Source organism: Treponema sp. UBA6852 (genome assembly GCA_002449305.1).
Classification (GTDB): Bacteria; Spirochaetota; Spirochaetia; order Treponematales; family Treponemataceae; genus Treponema_D.
In genome coordinates this window covers 75,966-91,320 of sequence record DKDI01000034.1, presented here as the reverse complement: position 1 = coordinate 91,320, position 15,355 = coordinate 75,966, and the positions used below count along the sequence as shown (strand labels likewise).

Below are 15,355 nucleotides of genomic sequence, written 5' to 3'. Positions count from 1 at the left end.
ACAGTATTTCAGCTAGTTTATCTTATACTTATTTTTCTATTTTATATATTTCAAGCGAGTCTGCAAGGGTTTGAATTTGCTCCACGGATTTGTTCGCAAGATTTGAAACTTCCTTGAGCTGCGTGTTTATGGCAAGCGCGCTTTCAGAAATCGCATCTACGCTCATTACAAGTTCCATTGTCCGCGTTGTAACTTTTTCCATTGCAGAAGCGATATTCAAAGTGTCCTTTTCCATGTCCGAAAATCCGCTGGAAACAGAAGCTGAACCGGACGACAGAGCCTTAAGTTTTTCCGCAACTGAAATGTTCAGTGCATTCTCATTTTCAATTATGCCAGACATTTCCTTAAAGTCTGAGTCAACTGCGGAAACCTGCTTCACGATGTCCGAGAAAATCTGGCTTGTAACTTCTGAAACTTCCACGACATGCTGAACTGAGTCGATGATTCCGCTGATAACTTTTGCAACATTCTCCGACTGTGCGTGTGTTTTTTCTGAAAGTTTTCTGATTTCCTGCGCAACAACCGCAAAACCGTCGCCAGCCTTTCCGGCATGAGCCGCCTCAATCGCCGCATTCATGGCAAGAAGGTTTGTCTGGTCTGAAATTGATGAAATAATCTTATTCGTTTCAAGAAGTTTTTCCGTGTCGTTTGAAATCTGCTGAATCGTTTCCGAAACTTGCTTGATGTGCAGGTTTCCTTTTTCCGATGCGGAAGAAAGAAGTCCCATATTTTCAACCGTGAACTTTCTTATTTTGTCAACCGATTCAACTGAATCCAGAAGCTGCTTGACCTGTTCGCCTGACTCTTCGATGTCCGAAATCTGTGTGCTGATTATGCTTCCGAATCCTTTGAGCCTTTCTGCGGTCTTTTCGATTGTGTCGGATGCGGTGCGAATCATTTCCTGCTGCTCCGAAACTGAATTCTTTACTTCCTCAAGTTCAGTAACAATTGCCGCTGACTTTTCCTTTCCTGAATCGAAATTTTTCTGCTGAAGATTGTTTGTATCGTGAACGTAGTCTGCTTTTTCCGTAATTCCGTTTATGAGAGAATTTACAGTCGCCGTGATATGCGAGAGACTTCCCGCAAGGCTTCCGATTTCATCTTTTTTCTTGTAGTTGAATTTCTCTGTGAAGTCTCCGTCTGCAATTTTGTTCATGGATTCCCTAAGTTTTAAAAGAGGCTTTAAAATCAGCGAGATGAAGAGAGTGTACAGGCATGAAACAACGAGCATTCCAGTTATGAACATAGCAAGCATCACGACAAGAGAGCTTTCGGTTGCCATTCCGGAAGAAATGTCTATGCGGCGAACAAGATACCAGTCAAGAACTTTTACGTAGCAAAGCCCATACTCTGAATCGCCCAAACTGAACGTATAAACTTGTCCGTCTTTGTAGTTTTCAAGTGAGCCTTCTATTTTTTCGTAAAGTCCGCCGAACTGATTCTTTACCAGTGCCTTCTGGCTTACAAGCGACTTGTCTTCTGCCCCAGTAATTTCACCAAGGCTGTTGAAGAAGAAAAGCTGTCCGTTTCCGCCTCCGCTTACAGTCTTGTAAACAGACTCAAGAAACGAATCCAAAATAATTCCTGTTCCGACTACACCAACCGGCTTTTTGTCCGCAGAAAAAACAGGTGCGTTCACCCAGAGGCAAGTCTCATCCACGTCCGGATTGTAGTTTATGTTGAAGTTATATGATTCGGTCTCGTAAAGAGTCATGTTGTACCAGTAGCTTTCTGGCTTTTTGGGATCAAGTGTGTAGGAATATTTGTCTCCAAAGTAGAAAAAATGATCGGTGTCGTTTATCCAAAAATTTATGCCGGAAGAAAAAGCTTTTCCGTAGGCTGACATCTCGTCAAAGGCAGGCTTTTGCAAGCTCTTGTCGGTCGCATTCCGAAAATAATTTGAAATTACAGGCGAATGCGCCATTTGAAGGGCAAGGGTGATGTCCTTGTTCACCGAAGACTCAAGCATGAGCTGGTCAATGCTAAGTTCCGTTCGAATTCCCTGCGAAATATTCTTTCGCCCGATTTTGTTCTTTGCAATGCCATAAGTAAAAAGTGAAATAAAACAGATTAAAAGGAAAAATACAGACGAAAACAGAAGAGTTTTTTTCATTAAAGACATGGCGGCCTCCAATTTATTATAAATTATACATTAGATTTTTTTTATTTCAACTTAAAAATATTTTTTTATCAAAAATTCTGCTAAATGAACTTTTTATGTTGAATGCCGATTCTGTATGTTTCTACATTGCCGGGGCTTTGATATTCTTTTGAATTTGCTCTATATTTTGTATATAAAAACATAAAACGAGGTGCTATTTATGGAAGAAAACGAAGAAAAAATGCTTTCAGAAGCGGAACAGTTTAGAAACCGGGTTATTTTAAAGGCAGCGCGCATAGAAAAAGTTGAGCAGCATCCTGGTGGAAGCCTTCTATATATACTTACATTGAACGATGGGGATGAAGAGCCTAGACAGATTGTAAGTTCAATTGTGCCTTTTTATAAGCCGGAAGAACTGTTGGGAAAAACAATCGTTATTGTTTACAATTTGAAGCCTGCAAATTTCCGCGGAGTTAGAAGCAACGGAATGCTGCTTGCGGCGTCTGATCCAAATGTTACGGACCAGGAAACTTGCGAAGTGCTTTTTGTGCCTCAGTTTGAGCCTGGAACAATTCTTGAGCCGGAAGGTTTTGAAGCTCCTACTGAAAAATACTGCTATGTTAAGCCGGATAAATTCTTTTCGTTCAAAATTTATACAAAAGACGGATTTGTTGAAATCGACGGAAAGAAAATTGGTGCGGACGGAAAATTCATTGAAGCCAAAGTTTACAAAAACGGCTCTGTCGGCTGAAAAAACTGATTTTCTTTAAAGAATTTGTTTGACTTCTGTAGTTTTTGAATTTATAATTGTTGCATAACATAAACCCTTAGGAGGCCGAAATTGGCAAAGGTAGAATTAAAAGGAATCGGTAAGATTTACGACGGAAATGTTCAGGCTGTAGAAAATGCCAACATTGTTATTGAAGACCGCGACTTCTGTGTATTCGTAGGTCCATCTGGATGTGGAAAGTCAACAACTCTCCGCATGGTTGCAGGTTTGGAAGAAATTTCAGAAGGCGAGCTTCTTATTGACGGCGAGCTTATGAACGATGTTCCGCCAAAAGATAGAAACATTGCGATGGTTTTCCAGAACTATGCTCTTTATCCGCACATGACAGTATATGACAACATGGCATTCGGACTTAAGATCCGCAAAATGGACAAAGGTGAAATTAAACGCCGTGTTGATGAAGCTGCTAATATTCTTGGTCTTACACAGTACTTGGACCGCAAGCCAAAGGCTCTTTCTGGTGGACAGAGACAGCGTGTTGCTGTAGGACGTGCAATTGTTCGCAACCCTAAAGTATTCTTGTTTGATGAGCCTCTTTCTAACCTTGATGCAAAACTCCGTGTTACAATGCGTGGAGAAATTGCAGGCTTGCACCAGAGACTTAATGCAACAATGATTTATGTTACTCACGACCAGATTGAAGCTATGACAATGGGTACAAAAATCGTTGTTATGAAAGATGGCCACGTACAGCAGATTGGCGAACCACTTTATTTGTATAACCACCCAATCAATAAATTCGTTGCAGGATTTATTGGAACTCCTCCAATGAACTTCCTTTCTGTTACAATTAAGAAAGAAGGCGATAAGATTGTTGCTGATGAAGGCACATTCACAGTTGTTCCGACAGCAGAGCAGCAGGCTTCTCTTAAAGACTATGTAGGAAAAGAAGTTTACTTCGGTGTACGTCCAGAAGACCTTGTTTATTCAGAAGCTCCAGCTGCAGAAAACAATATGCAGATGAAAGTTTCTAACAAGGAGCCTCTTGGTGCAGAAACACACCTCTTCCTTTCTACAAAGACACAGAGCATTGTTGCCCGTGTACAGGCTTCTTCTAAGGGAGACTTCAAAATTGGTGAAACTGTAAACTTTAAGCCAGCAATGGAAAGATGCAAGTTCTTTGCTAAGAATCCAGAAGATCAGAGCAAGGAAATCAACATCTGTGAAGCAGACAAAATTTCTGCTCCATGGCTCAAGAATGCTATTACAGGCGAAGTTGGCTATAAAGTAGCAATTGGTTCTGAAATCAGAAAATAATCTATGCTTTTCAAGTTTGCTTAGGCAGGCTTGAAAATTTGTAGCCTTGGACACCGCTAGAGCAATTCTGGCGGTGTTTTTTTTATATCATTTGAAGTGTTTGGCTGTATAATATTTATTGTAATTGCTTTTTTTTTATTGTAAACTTTCAGCATGATAAAAGCTAATTCACTTGTTATATATAAAAATACTGCTGCTGTTGTTCTTTCTGCTGCTGAAAATAATAAGTTTTCTATAAAATTCCAGTCTGTTCCTGCCACTGCCACAAAGCCTGCTGTCTATGACACTCAGAATGTCCGCACAAAAGATATTCTTTTGTTGAATGAGGGGCCTGTTTCATCCCTTGAATCTGCATTGAAATTTACTGCGGAAAAATGTCCTTCAGCCTCTGATATTTACAATCTTGAGCAGACAAATGAAGTTTTCCTTCAGATAAAAGACTGCTATGAGCTTTTGGCAGGCGAATCTTCCGGGGAAATTTACCCTTTCAATGAACTGGTTTCGCTTTTTAGAGGCGAAGTAAAAGCTGATGAAGCTTGGGGGCTTTACTGCGCTTTAAAGAATACAGTTTATTTTAGCCAGGTTTTAAAGGAGCAGCTGGACGGAAAAATTGCGTTTGCTGTCCGCCCTCAAAAAGAAATTGATTCCCTTGTAAAAAAAGCCGGTGAAAAAGAAAGAGAAGCCGAACTGCGGTCAGAATTTATTCAGCGATTAAAAACTGGCAAGCTTTTGCCAGAAGATTCTGTTTTTATGGGCGATGTAGAAGCTCTTGCGCTTGGAAAAACAGATAAAAGCCGCACGATGCACGATGCCGGTTTAAAAGAAACTCCGGAGCGAGCTCATAAACTTTTGCTTGATACTGGACTTTGGGACATTACACGCAATCCGTATCCTTTGCGCTGGGGACTTTCCACAAAGTCAGCATCAGATTCCCTTGATTCTCCGCCCGAAGAAGAGAGGCTTGAGCTTGACAGTGTTTCTTATGCAATCGACAATGCTTGGTCAACAGATCCTGACGATGCTGTTGCTTTTGATGGACAATATCTTTGGATTCATATTGCAGACCCGGCGTCTACAGTTCAGCCAGATTCGCCAATTGATAAAAATGCACGCGCAAGAGGGGCAACTCTTTATATTCCAGAGGGTGCTGCAAGAATGCTGTGCGAAAGCTGTCTTGAAGATTATGCGCTTGGACTAAAGGAAAAAAGCCGTGCCTTGTCTTTTAGAATTCTTCTTGATGAAAATGGTGCAATTGAAGATTGTTCTGTTTTTAAGACACTTATAAAAGTAAAACGGCTTTCTTATGAGCAGGCTGATGAACTTATGGAAAGTGAAGAGCTAAAACCTCTTTTTTCTATAGCATGGAAAAATGTAGAACGCCGCAAAAAGTCCGGAGCTGTTCAGATTTCAATGCCGGAAGTTCATATTTCAGTTGAACCTGAATCAAAAAAAGTTTCAATAGAGCCTCTTGTTCATCCCAAAAGTTCAGAAATGATTCGTGAAATGATGCTTTTGGCCGGAGAAGGAGCTGCAAAATTCGCATTTAAGAATCAAATTCCGTTTCCGTTTATAAGCCAGGAAGCTCCTGTAATTCCAGATGATATTCCAGAAGGTCTTGCAGGTCAGTTCAGACTTAGAAGGTGCATGAGAAAAAGATCTGTCGGCGTAACTCCTGGAATGCACTGCGCTTTAGGGCTTAATATGTACAGCCAAGTTACAAGTCCTTTGCGCCGCTACGGAGATTTGATTGCGCATATTCAATTGAGGGCTTTTTTGGATAAGAGGGAGCTTTTGGATAAAGACACTATGCTTATGCGCATTTCAGAAGGTGATGCCGGAGCGCAGGCGGCGCACAAAGCTGAACGCAAAAGCAATATGCACTGGACTCTTGTTTATCTTTTGCAGAATCCCGGATGGACAGGAGAAGCTGTATGCGTTGACAAGAGCATGAAGCTTCCTTTGTTTTCAATTCCTTCTCTTGCAATTGAAACCTTTATGCCGTGCCCTGAAAAAACAGAGCTTAATGATGTAGTGAAAATAAAGGTAAAGAAAATTGATCTTACAGAGCAGCAAGTTGAATTTGAAATTATAAATTAAATTTTTACGCACAAAAATATTGAGGTATATGTTAAATGAAAAATTTTCAGAACGGAATTGAAACGAAATGCATCCATTCAGGATATGAGCCAAAAAATGGCGAGCCTAGAATGATTCCAATTGTTCAAAGCACAACTTTTAAGTATGACACAAGCGAGGCAATGGGAAGGCTTTTTGACCTTGAGGCTTCCGGCTATTTTTACAGTAGGCTTCAAAATCCTACAAATGACTATGTGGCTGCAAAGATTGCTGCTCTTGAAGGCGGAACGGCTGCCATGCTTACTTCTTCTGGACAGGCTGCAAATTTTTTTGCGGTTTTCAATATTGCAAGCGCAGGCGATCATGTTGTTGTTTCTTCTACGATTTACGGTGGAACTTTCAACTTGTTCAATGTTACAATGCGCAAGATGGGAATTGATTTTACTTTTGTAGATCCTGAATGCTCAGAAGAGGAACTTAATGCGGCTTTTAGAGCGAACACAAAAGTAGTTTTTGGCGAGACGATTGCGAATCCTGCTTTGATTGTTTTTGATATTGAGCGCTTTGCAAAAGCTGCGCACAACCACGGAGTTCCGCTTATTGTAGACAATACTTTTGCAACTCCAGTGAATTGCCGTCCGTTTGAATGGGGCGCAGACATTGTAACTCATTCCACGACAAAATATATGGACGGACACGATGCGACTATTGGCGGCGCAATTGTTGATTCTGGAAAATTTGACTGGCTTGCAAATGCTCAGAAGTTTCCGGGGCTTTGTACTCCAGATGAAAGCTATCATGGCGTGGTTTATGCAAAAAAATTTGGAAAAGAAGGCGCATTTATTACAAAGGCAACCGTTCAGCTTATGAGAGACTTTGGCTCTGTTCAGTCCCCGATAAATGCGTACTTTTTGAATCTTGGACTTGAATCTTTGCCGCTTCGTGTAGCCCGTCACTGCGAAAATGCCTTGAAAGTTGCAGAATTCCTTCAGTCAAATAAAAATGTTTCCTGGGTGAATTATCCTGGATTAAAAGGAAACAAGTATTACGAACTTGCAAAAAAGTATATGCCGAACGGAACTTGCGGAGTTGTTTCTTTTGGAGTAAAAGGCGGAAGAAAGTCTGCTGAAAAATTCATGTCGAATCTTAAGCTTGCAATGATTGCAACACACGTTGCGGACAGCAGGACTTGTGTTCTTCATCCTGCAAGTTCAACACACAGACAGATGTCAGACGAGGAACTAAAGGCTGCAGGAGTTTTGCCAGATATGGTAAGGCTTTCTGTTGGTGTTGAAAATGTAAATGATATAATTGCTGATTTAACTCAGGCACTGGAGGTTTAAAATGCCGCATATTACAGTTCAAATGTTTCCCGGAAGAAACGACGAAATCAAGAAAAATCTTGCAGAAAAACTTGCAAAACTTGCGAGCGAAGAACTTGGCAGGGGAATCGAGCATTTTTCTGTTTCTGTAGAAGATATTCCGCAGGATGAATGGAAAAGCCGTGTTTTTGACAAGATTGTAGACCCGGACAATAAAACAGTTTTTGTAAAGCCTGGCTATACAATGTAGCCGGATATAAAATAAAATGTTTTTGTTGACAGTATCAGTTTTGCATGATATATTTTCTACTATGAAAAACATAACCCGTTGGGCAGTAATCATCAATATCTCATCGTTGGCTTACCTTTACTTTAGCTTTTATTGGTTTTCTCGTGCCTTGCGGAAGTTTCGCTAAATAATAGCGAGCATTGTGTTTGCCGTATAACTGGTAAAATAATGGAGCCTTCCGCAGTGGAAGGCTCTTTTTTTTGCCTGATGGTTTAAATTTTGGAGGTTTTTGTATGATAGTGATTTTAAAGAAAGGCGCAACAGAGCCGGCAATTAATGAATTTGTTGAAGAAGTTAAGCAGAAAGGTCTTGGCGTTCATATTTCAACAGGTGTGGACAAAACAATTATTGGTCTTTTGGGCGATACTTCAAAGCTTGTTCCAGAGGATTTTCTTGCAAATGATATAGTTGAAACTGCTGAGCGTGTCAGCGCACCATATAAAATGGCAAGCCGTTCGTTTCATCCGGAAAACACAGTTGTCTGCATCGGAGCCAGACAGAGCGGCGTTATTGAATGCAAAATTGGAGATGGAAAAACTGTTCCTGTAATTGCAGGTCCTTGCGCTGTAGAAACAGAAGGTCAGATTATGGATGCTGCGTTTGCTGTAAAAAAAGCTGGAGCGAGAATTTTACGTGGCGGAGCATACAAGCCAAGAACCTCACCTTATAGTTTTCAGGGACTTGGAAAAGAGGGCATAAAGCTTCTTGAAAAAGCGAAGAAAGAAACAGGACTTCCAATCTGCACAGAACTTATGGCAATCAGCGAGCTAAAAAATTTTGAAAATGTTGACTTGATTCAAGTTGGAGCAAGAAACTTTCAGAACTTTGATCTTTTGAAAGAACTTGGAAAATTCAACAAACCTGTTTTGCTCAAGCGCGGTCTTTCTGGAACAATCAACGAGCTTTTGATGAGCGCGGAATATATAATGGCCAACGGAAACGAAAATGTCATTCTTTGCGAACGCGGAATCAGAACTTATGATGGCTACACACGCAACTGCCTTGACGTGAGCTCAGTTCCTTATCTTCATAAAGTTTCCCACTTGCCGGTTGTAATTGATCCAAGCCATGCCTGCGGAATCAGGTGGATGGTTGGAACTCTTGCCCAGTCTGCTGTTGCCGCCGGTGCTGACGGACTTGAAATTGAAGTTCACTGCTGCCCTGAAAAAGCCTGGAGCGATGCAAGTCAGCAGCTTCCACCTAGCCAGTTTGAAGAGCTTATGGCTAAGCTTGGAAAATATGCAGCTGTTGAAGGAAAATCTATGTAAAAAAAATGCCGGTGTTTCATAAGAAAAAATGAAGTTTCGGCACTTTTGCAATAAAAGGATTTCAAATTGAAAAATTTATCAGACTTGACTTATGGAATTGTTGGATTCGGTCTTATGGGCGGCTCTCTTGGAAAGGCAATCAGGGAAAATGTGCTTTCAGTTTCTTCTGCCAGCGGAAAAATTCTTGCTGCGGACATAAATGAATCCTCCCTTTCCTTGGCGAGGGAGCAGCACATTGCGGATGAAACTTTTCTTATCAGCAAAGTTGACTCTATGCTTTGCCAGTGCGACTTTGTTTTTGTGTGCCTTTATCCTCATGCGACTTTGGAATTTTTAATTCAGCACAAAAACAGTTTTAAGCCCGGCTCAATTGTAACGGACATAAGCGGAGTCAAGTCTGAAATATTTTCCCAGTTGAATGAAATTCTTTCTGGCGAGTTTGACTTTATTCCGGGACACCCGATGGCGGGTAGCGAAAAGGAAGGATATGCAAACTCCTGCGGTTCAATTTTTAAAAACCATAATTACATTTTAATGCCTCTCAAACAGAACAAGATTGAAAGTCTGGAACTTTTTAAGCAGCTTATTTCGCTTATGGGGTTTACTCGCATTGTAGAAACAGATGCTTTTGTTCACGACCATAAAATTGCGTTTACTTCCCAACTTTGCCATGTAATTGCGAGCGCGCTTGTTGATAGTGCTGAAGATTCAAAAATAACGGCTTTTGGCGGCGGAAGCTTTGAGGATTTAACTAGAATCGCTATGATTAACGCGCCTTTGTGGACGGAACTTTTTCTTGCGAATAAAAAAGAACTTCTGCTTCACATTGAAAACTTTGAAAAATCTTTGAATGAATTAAAAGGCTTTATAGAAAAAAGCGATGCTGCTTCCTTGAAATCTTATCTCGAAAATGTACGTGAAAAACGCATTTCCATGAGCCGCATAGAATTAAAAGTGTAAAGCTCAAAGAAGCCCGATGCAATTCATTTACTTCTGAAGCAGTTTGAAAACTCCATCGTCTGGATTAAATTCAACTCCTTCATCGTCACTTTCTTTAGGAAAAGTTCCTTTAAGAAAATAGTCGTCAAGCATATGAATGTAATATTTTGCAACGTTGTCAGCACTGTTTTTTTCCGCAAGCAAAGAAAATAGTTCCTTTGCTTTTGTGTAATTTCTGTTGTTAAATTCAACCATTGCATTTTCCCACTTTTGCATATAGTCAAGAAGCTCTGGAGATGCAAGCGATTTTTCTTCAATTAGTTCATAAAGTCCAATCGGTGTGTTGATATTTACAACCCGAACACGATCAAGAGAGCGCACAACGAATCTGTCTCCAAGCAATTCTTTTGTGCTTTGGCTGATAAGAATCCCATTTGTATGGTACTGCTTGTTTACACCTTCAAGACGGGACGCAAGGTTTACATTGTTGCCCATCATTGTGTAGTTCTTTTTCTTTTCTGAGCCAAAGTAGCCAGCAATCATTTCTCCGGAGTTAATTCCGATTCTTGTGAAAATTGACTTGTTGTTTGCCACAAGTGTTTTAAACGCTGAATACAAGGCTTCTTCCATCCATGAAGGCTTAGGATTTTGCGAATATCGGATAATATCTTGATTCATTACTTGTTCTGCTTTTTTCATTTTTATTGCGGCGGCACACGCGTGAACTGCATGGTCTGGCATTGCAACTGGCGCACCGACAAGAGCAACAATCGCATCTCCCTCGTACTTATCAACAGTTCCTTTTTCATCAATTATGATGTCAGACATTTTTGTAAGATAAAAGTTTAGAAGACAGCCAAGCTCTTTTGCTGTAAGCAGCTCGCTAAAGGATGAAAACTTTTGAATGTCTGTAAAAATCGCCGACATTTCAAATTCTTTTCCTCCCAATGTAAATGAAGAAGAGTCATTTATAATTTGATTGACAACATCTTTTGAAAGGCACTGGCTGAACGCAGAACGGATAAAGCGTTTTTGCTTTCCTTCTACAGACAAGCTTACAACAACACTTGCCATTTCTGAAATAAGAAAGGCGAACAAAGGCGCAATCATTAAAAGCCAGATTCCGTTGTTGAACAAAATTACAGGCACAAAAATTGAAACTGCAATTCCTGCAAGAATTCCTGCTGAAATAAAAGCAGCAGAGAACCGCGGAGAAATTTTTTCACTTATGACAGCAAACAAAGATGCAAAAAATGCAAGCGCAATCAGCCACAAAAGAGAAATGCAAAATGGAACTTTTTTTATAAAGCTGTTTGTAAGATAATTGTCCAAAGCTGTAATATGAATTCCAACTCCAGGGTAAACTTGTGAAACCGGTGTTGAGCAAATGTCAAAAAGTCCTGGAGCGTAGTATGCACAGAAAATATAAAGGTCATTAAAATCGTCTGGAGACAAGATACCTTCCTTTCCTTGCATCCAAAGTTCATGGCTTTCAAGAATATTTTTTGCGCTGTATGGAAAATAATCATCTATGGATTTTGTAAATCGTAAAAGGGCAGTGTTGTTGTCTAATACAGGAATAGAAGAAAAGTCAGGAGATTCTTCAGTTAAAAAAAGCGGAGCAAGTCCAAGCGTAGGATATTCAGTTTCATAAAATGTGTCAAAAAGGCGGGTACGGCGAATAATGTCATCGCTGTCTTTTGTGCTTGTAATGTTTCCTAAAAGAGCAGCATTGTCATTGATTGGCTTTACAGGCATTAAAGTTTTTCCGTAGTCATCTGCGGAATAAAAAAATGTCTGGATAACTTTTTTGCTTTTTGCTTCTGCCATGCCTAAGGCAATGTCATCTTCTTCTCCATATACAGAAGGCTCTGTATAAAGAATATCAAATGCAATTGCCTTAGGATTTCCGGCTGAAATAAAATCAATCATTCTTCCATAAGCTTCTCTAGGCCAAGGCCATGACCAGTTGTATTTTTCTTTTGCCCAGTCAATGCTTTCCTGATCAACAATAATTAAACAAATCTCTTCGCAAGGCTGCTTGTATTTTGCTGCATTTATCATGCGAAGATCGTAAGATTTGTTTTCAAAAGCGTTGAATGCTCCTGAAAAGTGAAAAATTAAAGTTATCAGAATGCTTGAAAGAGCAATAAGTATGGCTCTTGTCCAAAGCTTATGTTTTTGTTTCATGGTTGTTTTATTCCTGCTAAAGCGTTTTCAAATCTTGACTGGCGGGCATCTCTTCCGATTCCTGTAAAAGTAAAATTTTTAAGAACTTTTTGCACGCTGTTGATTCTGGTCTCTGGCTTTGGATGGGTTTTTCCCCAGCCTGAATCTTCTCCGCTGCTTTTGGACTTGAGCATTTTAAGAACATCAGTCAAAGCATTTGGATCATAGCCTGTATCTGCCATAAGCGAAACTGCTTTTTCGTCAGCTTTGAATTCTTGGCCTTTTGTATATCCAGTTTCTGTAATGACATTCATCATGGAAATGCTGGAACTGGTAAGAAAATCTGCGGACTGTTTTTCCTCTTGATTAAGATTTGAAAACTGCTTTGTGTAGTTTTTTGCCATTGTTGCAGAATTTGAAATTGCTTCTGTTGTTCTTACGGTCTTGATTGCAGTGGTTGCATGCTTAAGCTGAATATGTGCAATTTCATGTGCAATGATTGCTGCGACTTCGTCTTCTGAATTGCAGCATTTTAAAATTCCTGTTGTAATAAAAATATGTCCGCCGCTTGTAGACAACGCATTGATTTCATCTGAATCAAGAATCGCAACGCAATAATCCTTATAAATTTTTGGTGTGTCAGAATTCATTGTGATTGCTTTGCAAATTTTATTAACATAGGCAGTTGCCTTTGGAAATGCCGTGTAAAGCTTGTATTCTGTAAGGACGTTTGACGCAACAGTTCTTCCGATAAAATATGAGTCCTGCGTTGTAATAGGCTCTGCGGCTCTATCGATTGACTCAACTGTACTGCTGGCTTGCTCAAGTGTTTTTTTTACATCTTGGCTTTTTTGAACAGCGGAATTGACTTTATTTAATGCGCCAAAAATATCAGCGGAAAATGCGGCTAAAGAAATTGCTGAAAATATACAAGCGCAAATAATTTTTTTTGCTAGCTCTTTCATTATTCTTCACCTCCGGCATTGAGCTGGCCTTCTTTTATAAAAGCAATGGCATCTTTTTCTGAACATGCATTTGTTTCAATTTTATCAACTTGAGCATAGGAAATTTCATTTGCTTGGCTGTAAACTTTTTCAAAAGCTTTGTCCATTCCTTTTCCTGCAAGTCCAAGTTCTTTTGCATTTGCGGAAGTTTTTCCGCTGACATTTACAATCAGCTTTTTTGTTGTTAAAGATGAATTTGGAAGCCAGCCTTTAATTTTTCCATCTTCGGATGAAATACAGGACCAAGATTTTCCTTTTGAAGTAACTTTTACTTTATCGCCAAGCTTTAAAGTTCCTGTGCTAGATGCAAACTGGGATGCCTTGACTCTGACAATTGCTGAATCCACCTGCACATACTGCGGCTTTGGCTCTGCGGCAAATGCTGAACAAAAATTCAGTGCCATAACTGATAAAAGAATAATTTTGATTTTACTCATGCCCAAAGTATATCATTGTAACTGTTTGTGTTAAATAGTAAAAATGATAAAATCTATATACTCCAATATTGTTGTGGAATCTGTTTTTTCAGAAACTTTTGACTAAAGGATTTTAGAATTCTAATAATATAGAAAAAACATACATTTACAGTACCCATACTCATCGACTGTCAGTACGTATATTCATAGATAGTCTGTATGTGATATTCATATAGAATCTATAAGCAAACCAATGTTTGCATTTTGGCTATATTCAGTTTATAATAGAAAACTCTGGAGTAAATTTGATGAATAAAGATTTTGATGTTCTTGATAAAGTAATTGGTCGTGTGCCTGATTTTCCAAAAAAAGGCGTTTTGTTTTACGATATAACTGGAGTTCTTCGCCATCCGGAAGCATTTCGCTATACAATTGAACGTATGGTAGAACTCTACGAAGGTAAAAGAATAGATGCTGTTGCTGGAATTGAGTCGCGCGGATTTGTGTTTGCAGCACCTTTTGCCCAGGCAATGGGGATTCCTCTTATTTTGATTCGCAAAAAAGGAAAACTTCCCGGAAAAACATATACTTGCAAATATGAGCTTGAATATGGTTCCGCTGAAATTGAAGTACATACTGCCGATATTTCAAAAGGCCAGAATATTCTTTTGGTTGATGACCTTATTGCAACTGGCGGAACTTTAAAGGCGGCGGCAAATTTGATAGAGCAGGGCGGAGCTAAAGCGACAGATGTTTTTGGTGTTATAGGATTACCTTTCTTGAATTATCAGAAAAAACTTGAAGGCCTTAATGTTACAACTCTTGTAAATTATCAATCTGAATAAGATTTCGCTTTTCCGATTGTATAATTTTTGTATCGTTTTATAAAAATTTATGTTATAATTCTAAGCATGAGTACACATATTAATGCAAAAGAAGGAGACATCGCGGAGGCAGTTTTGCTTCCTGGAGACCCTCTTAGAGCTAAGTTTATTGCTGAAAATTTCTTGCAGGATGCCAAGTGCTATAATGAAGTCCGCGGAATGTATGGATTTACAGGGCTTTATAATGGAAAAAGAGTTTCTGTTCAGGGAACTGGAATGGGGCAGCCTTCGCTTTCTATTTATGTGAATGAACTTTTTCAGTTTTATAATGTGCAGAAAGCTGTGCGTGTTGGAACTTGCGGGGCTGTGCAGAAGAACATTGCGCTTAGAGATGTTATTCTTGCGGAAGGCGCGTGTTCAGATTCCGGGCTGAATACAATGCGATTCAACGGGCTTCATTTTGCTCCTGTTGCAGACTTTGAGCTTCTTACAAAGGCTTATTCTGCTGCTGAAAAAATCGGCATAAAACCGAATGTTGGGCTTTGCGTTTCAAGCGATATGTTTTACGATCCAAAGGAAAACTGGAAGCTTTGGGCAGAATATGGAGTTATGGGCGTAGAAATGGAAGCCGCGGAGCTTTATACTCTTGCTGCAAAATTCAAGAGAAAAGCTTTGGCAGTTCTTACTGTTAGTGACCACATTCTTTTGGGTGGAGAAACTTCCGCAGAAGAACGTCAGGTTACTTTTACAAACATGATGAAGATTGCGCTTGAAACTGTTACTGCATAGTTTTAAATAAAACAAAATGTCATTCCCATGCTGAGACATGGGAATTTGTTATAAAATTTCAATAGATTATCGGGTCAAGCCCGATAATGACATAAAAATATAAAAACTAAA

At 39.6% G+C, this 15,355-nt stretch carries 13 protein-coding genes; 9 read left to right on the top strand and 4 right to left on the bottom strand.

From position 1 onward, the window contains the following. Positions 1-28: 28 nt before the first annotated feature. Positions 29-2,122 carry a methyl-accepting chemotaxis protein gene (locus B3209_RS07315; RefSeq protein WP_296662849.1) on the bottom strand — a complete coding sequence of 698 codons (2,094 nt, stop codon included), beginning with the start codon at positions 2,120-2,122 and terminating at the stop codon, positions 29-31. 199 nt (positions 2,123-2,321) lie between these two features. Here B3209_RS07315 and B3209_RS07310 point away from each other — a divergent pair, with 199 nt between their 5' ends. The 7 genes from B3209_RS07310 to B3209_RS07280 all read left to right on the top strand — a co-directional run bounded on the left by B3209_RS07310 (position 2,322) and on the right by B3209_RS07280 (position 10,063). After that, on the top strand, positions 2,322-2,852 hold the full coding sequence (locus B3209_RS07310) for a hypothetical protein (protein WP_295796916.1): 531 nt from the start codon (positions 2,322-2,324) through the stop codon (positions 2,850-2,852). Between the two features lie 90 nt (positions 2,853-2,942). After that, positions 2,943-4,148 (top strand): ABC transporter ATP-binding protein, encoded by a 1,206-nt coding sequence (locus tag B3209_RS07305; RefSeq protein WP_288566939.1) that lies wholly within the window; start codon positions 2,943-2,945, stop codon positions 4,146-4,148. Positions 4,149-4,301: 153 nt separating this feature from the next. Next, positions 4,302-6,245 (top strand): ribonuclease catalytic domain-containing protein, encoded by a 1,944-nt coding sequence (locus tag B3209_RS07300; protein WP_296662853.1) that lies wholly within the window; start codon positions 4,302-4,304, stop codon positions 6,243-6,245. Positions 6,246-6,280: 35 nt separating this feature from the next. Beyond that, a complete protein-coding gene (locus tag B3209_RS07295) occupies positions 6,281-7,567 on the top strand; it encodes an O-acetylhomoserine aminocarboxypropyltransferase/cysteine synthase family protein (RefSeq protein WP_296662854.1) in 1,287 nt (428 codons plus the stop codon). Position 7,568: 1 nt separating this feature from the next. Beyond that, entirely contained in the window at positions 7,569-7,796 is a 228-nt protein-coding gene (locus B3209_RS07290) for a tautomerase family protein (RefSeq protein WP_296662858.1), read from the top strand. A 272-nt stretch (positions 7,797-8,068) separates the two neighbouring features. After that, positions 8,069-9,103: a 3-deoxy-7-phosphoheptulonate synthase gene (gene aroF, locus B3209_RS07285; RefSeq protein ID WP_296662861.1), complete on the top strand. Its 1,035-nt coding sequence runs from the start codon at positions 8,069-8,071 to the stop codon at positions 9,101-9,103. Between the two features lie 66 nt (positions 9,104-9,169). Beyond that, complete coding sequence (locus B3209_RS07280) at positions 9,170-10,063, top strand: prephenate dehydrogenase (RefSeq protein ID WP_296662864.1); 894 nt, start codon at positions 9,170-9,172, stop codon at positions 10,061-10,063. A gap of 27 nt (positions 10,064-10,090) precedes the next feature. Here B3209_RS07280 and B3209_RS07275 read toward each other — a convergent pair whose 3' ends face one another. Genes B3209_RS07275 through B3209_RS07265 form a run of 3 tightly spaced genes read right to left on the bottom strand, consistent with a single transcriptional unit; the run spans position 10,091 to position 13,652 of the window. Then, positions 10,091-12,232, bottom strand: a complete 2,142-nt coding sequence (locus B3209_RS07275; protein ID WP_296662867.1) for a CHASE2 domain-containing protein — start codon at positions 12,230-12,232, stop codon at positions 10,091-10,093. Beyond that, on the bottom strand, positions 12,229-13,176 hold the full coding sequence (locus B3209_RS07270) for a M48 family metalloprotease (RefSeq protein ID WP_296662871.1): 948 nt from the start codon (positions 13,174-13,176) through the stop codon (positions 12,229-12,231). Before B3209_RS07270 ends, B3209_RS07275 begins: the two co-directional genes overlap by 4 nt. Continuing rightward, positions 13,176-13,652 carry an SH3 domain-containing protein gene (locus B3209_RS07265; RefSeq protein ID WP_296662874.1) on the bottom strand — a complete coding sequence of 159 codons (477 nt, stop codon included), beginning with the start codon at positions 13,650-13,652 and terminating at the stop codon, positions 13,176-13,178. The genes B3209_RS07270 and B3209_RS07265 overlap by 1 nt, the downstream gene beginning before the upstream one ends. Positions 13,653-13,939: 287 nt before the next feature. Here B3209_RS07265 and B3209_RS07260 point away from each other — a divergent pair, with 287 nt between their 5' ends. Together B3209_RS07260 and deoD are read left to right on the top strand one after the other, a co-directional pair. Further along, the gene (locus B3209_RS07260) at positions 13,940-14,476 is read left to right on the top strand and encodes an adenine phosphoribosyltransferase (RefSeq protein WP_295798680.1); all 537 of its coding nucleotides are present in this window, start codon (positions 13,940-13,942) and stop codon (positions 14,474-14,476) included. Positions 14,477-14,542: 66 nt separating this feature from the next. Further along, positions 14,543-15,244 (top strand): purine-nucleoside phosphorylase, encoded by a 702-nt coding sequence (gene deoD, locus B3209_RS07255; RefSeq protein WP_295798683.1) that lies wholly within the window; start codon positions 14,543-14,545, stop codon positions 15,242-15,244. Positions 15,245-15,355: the final 111 nt, after the last annotated feature.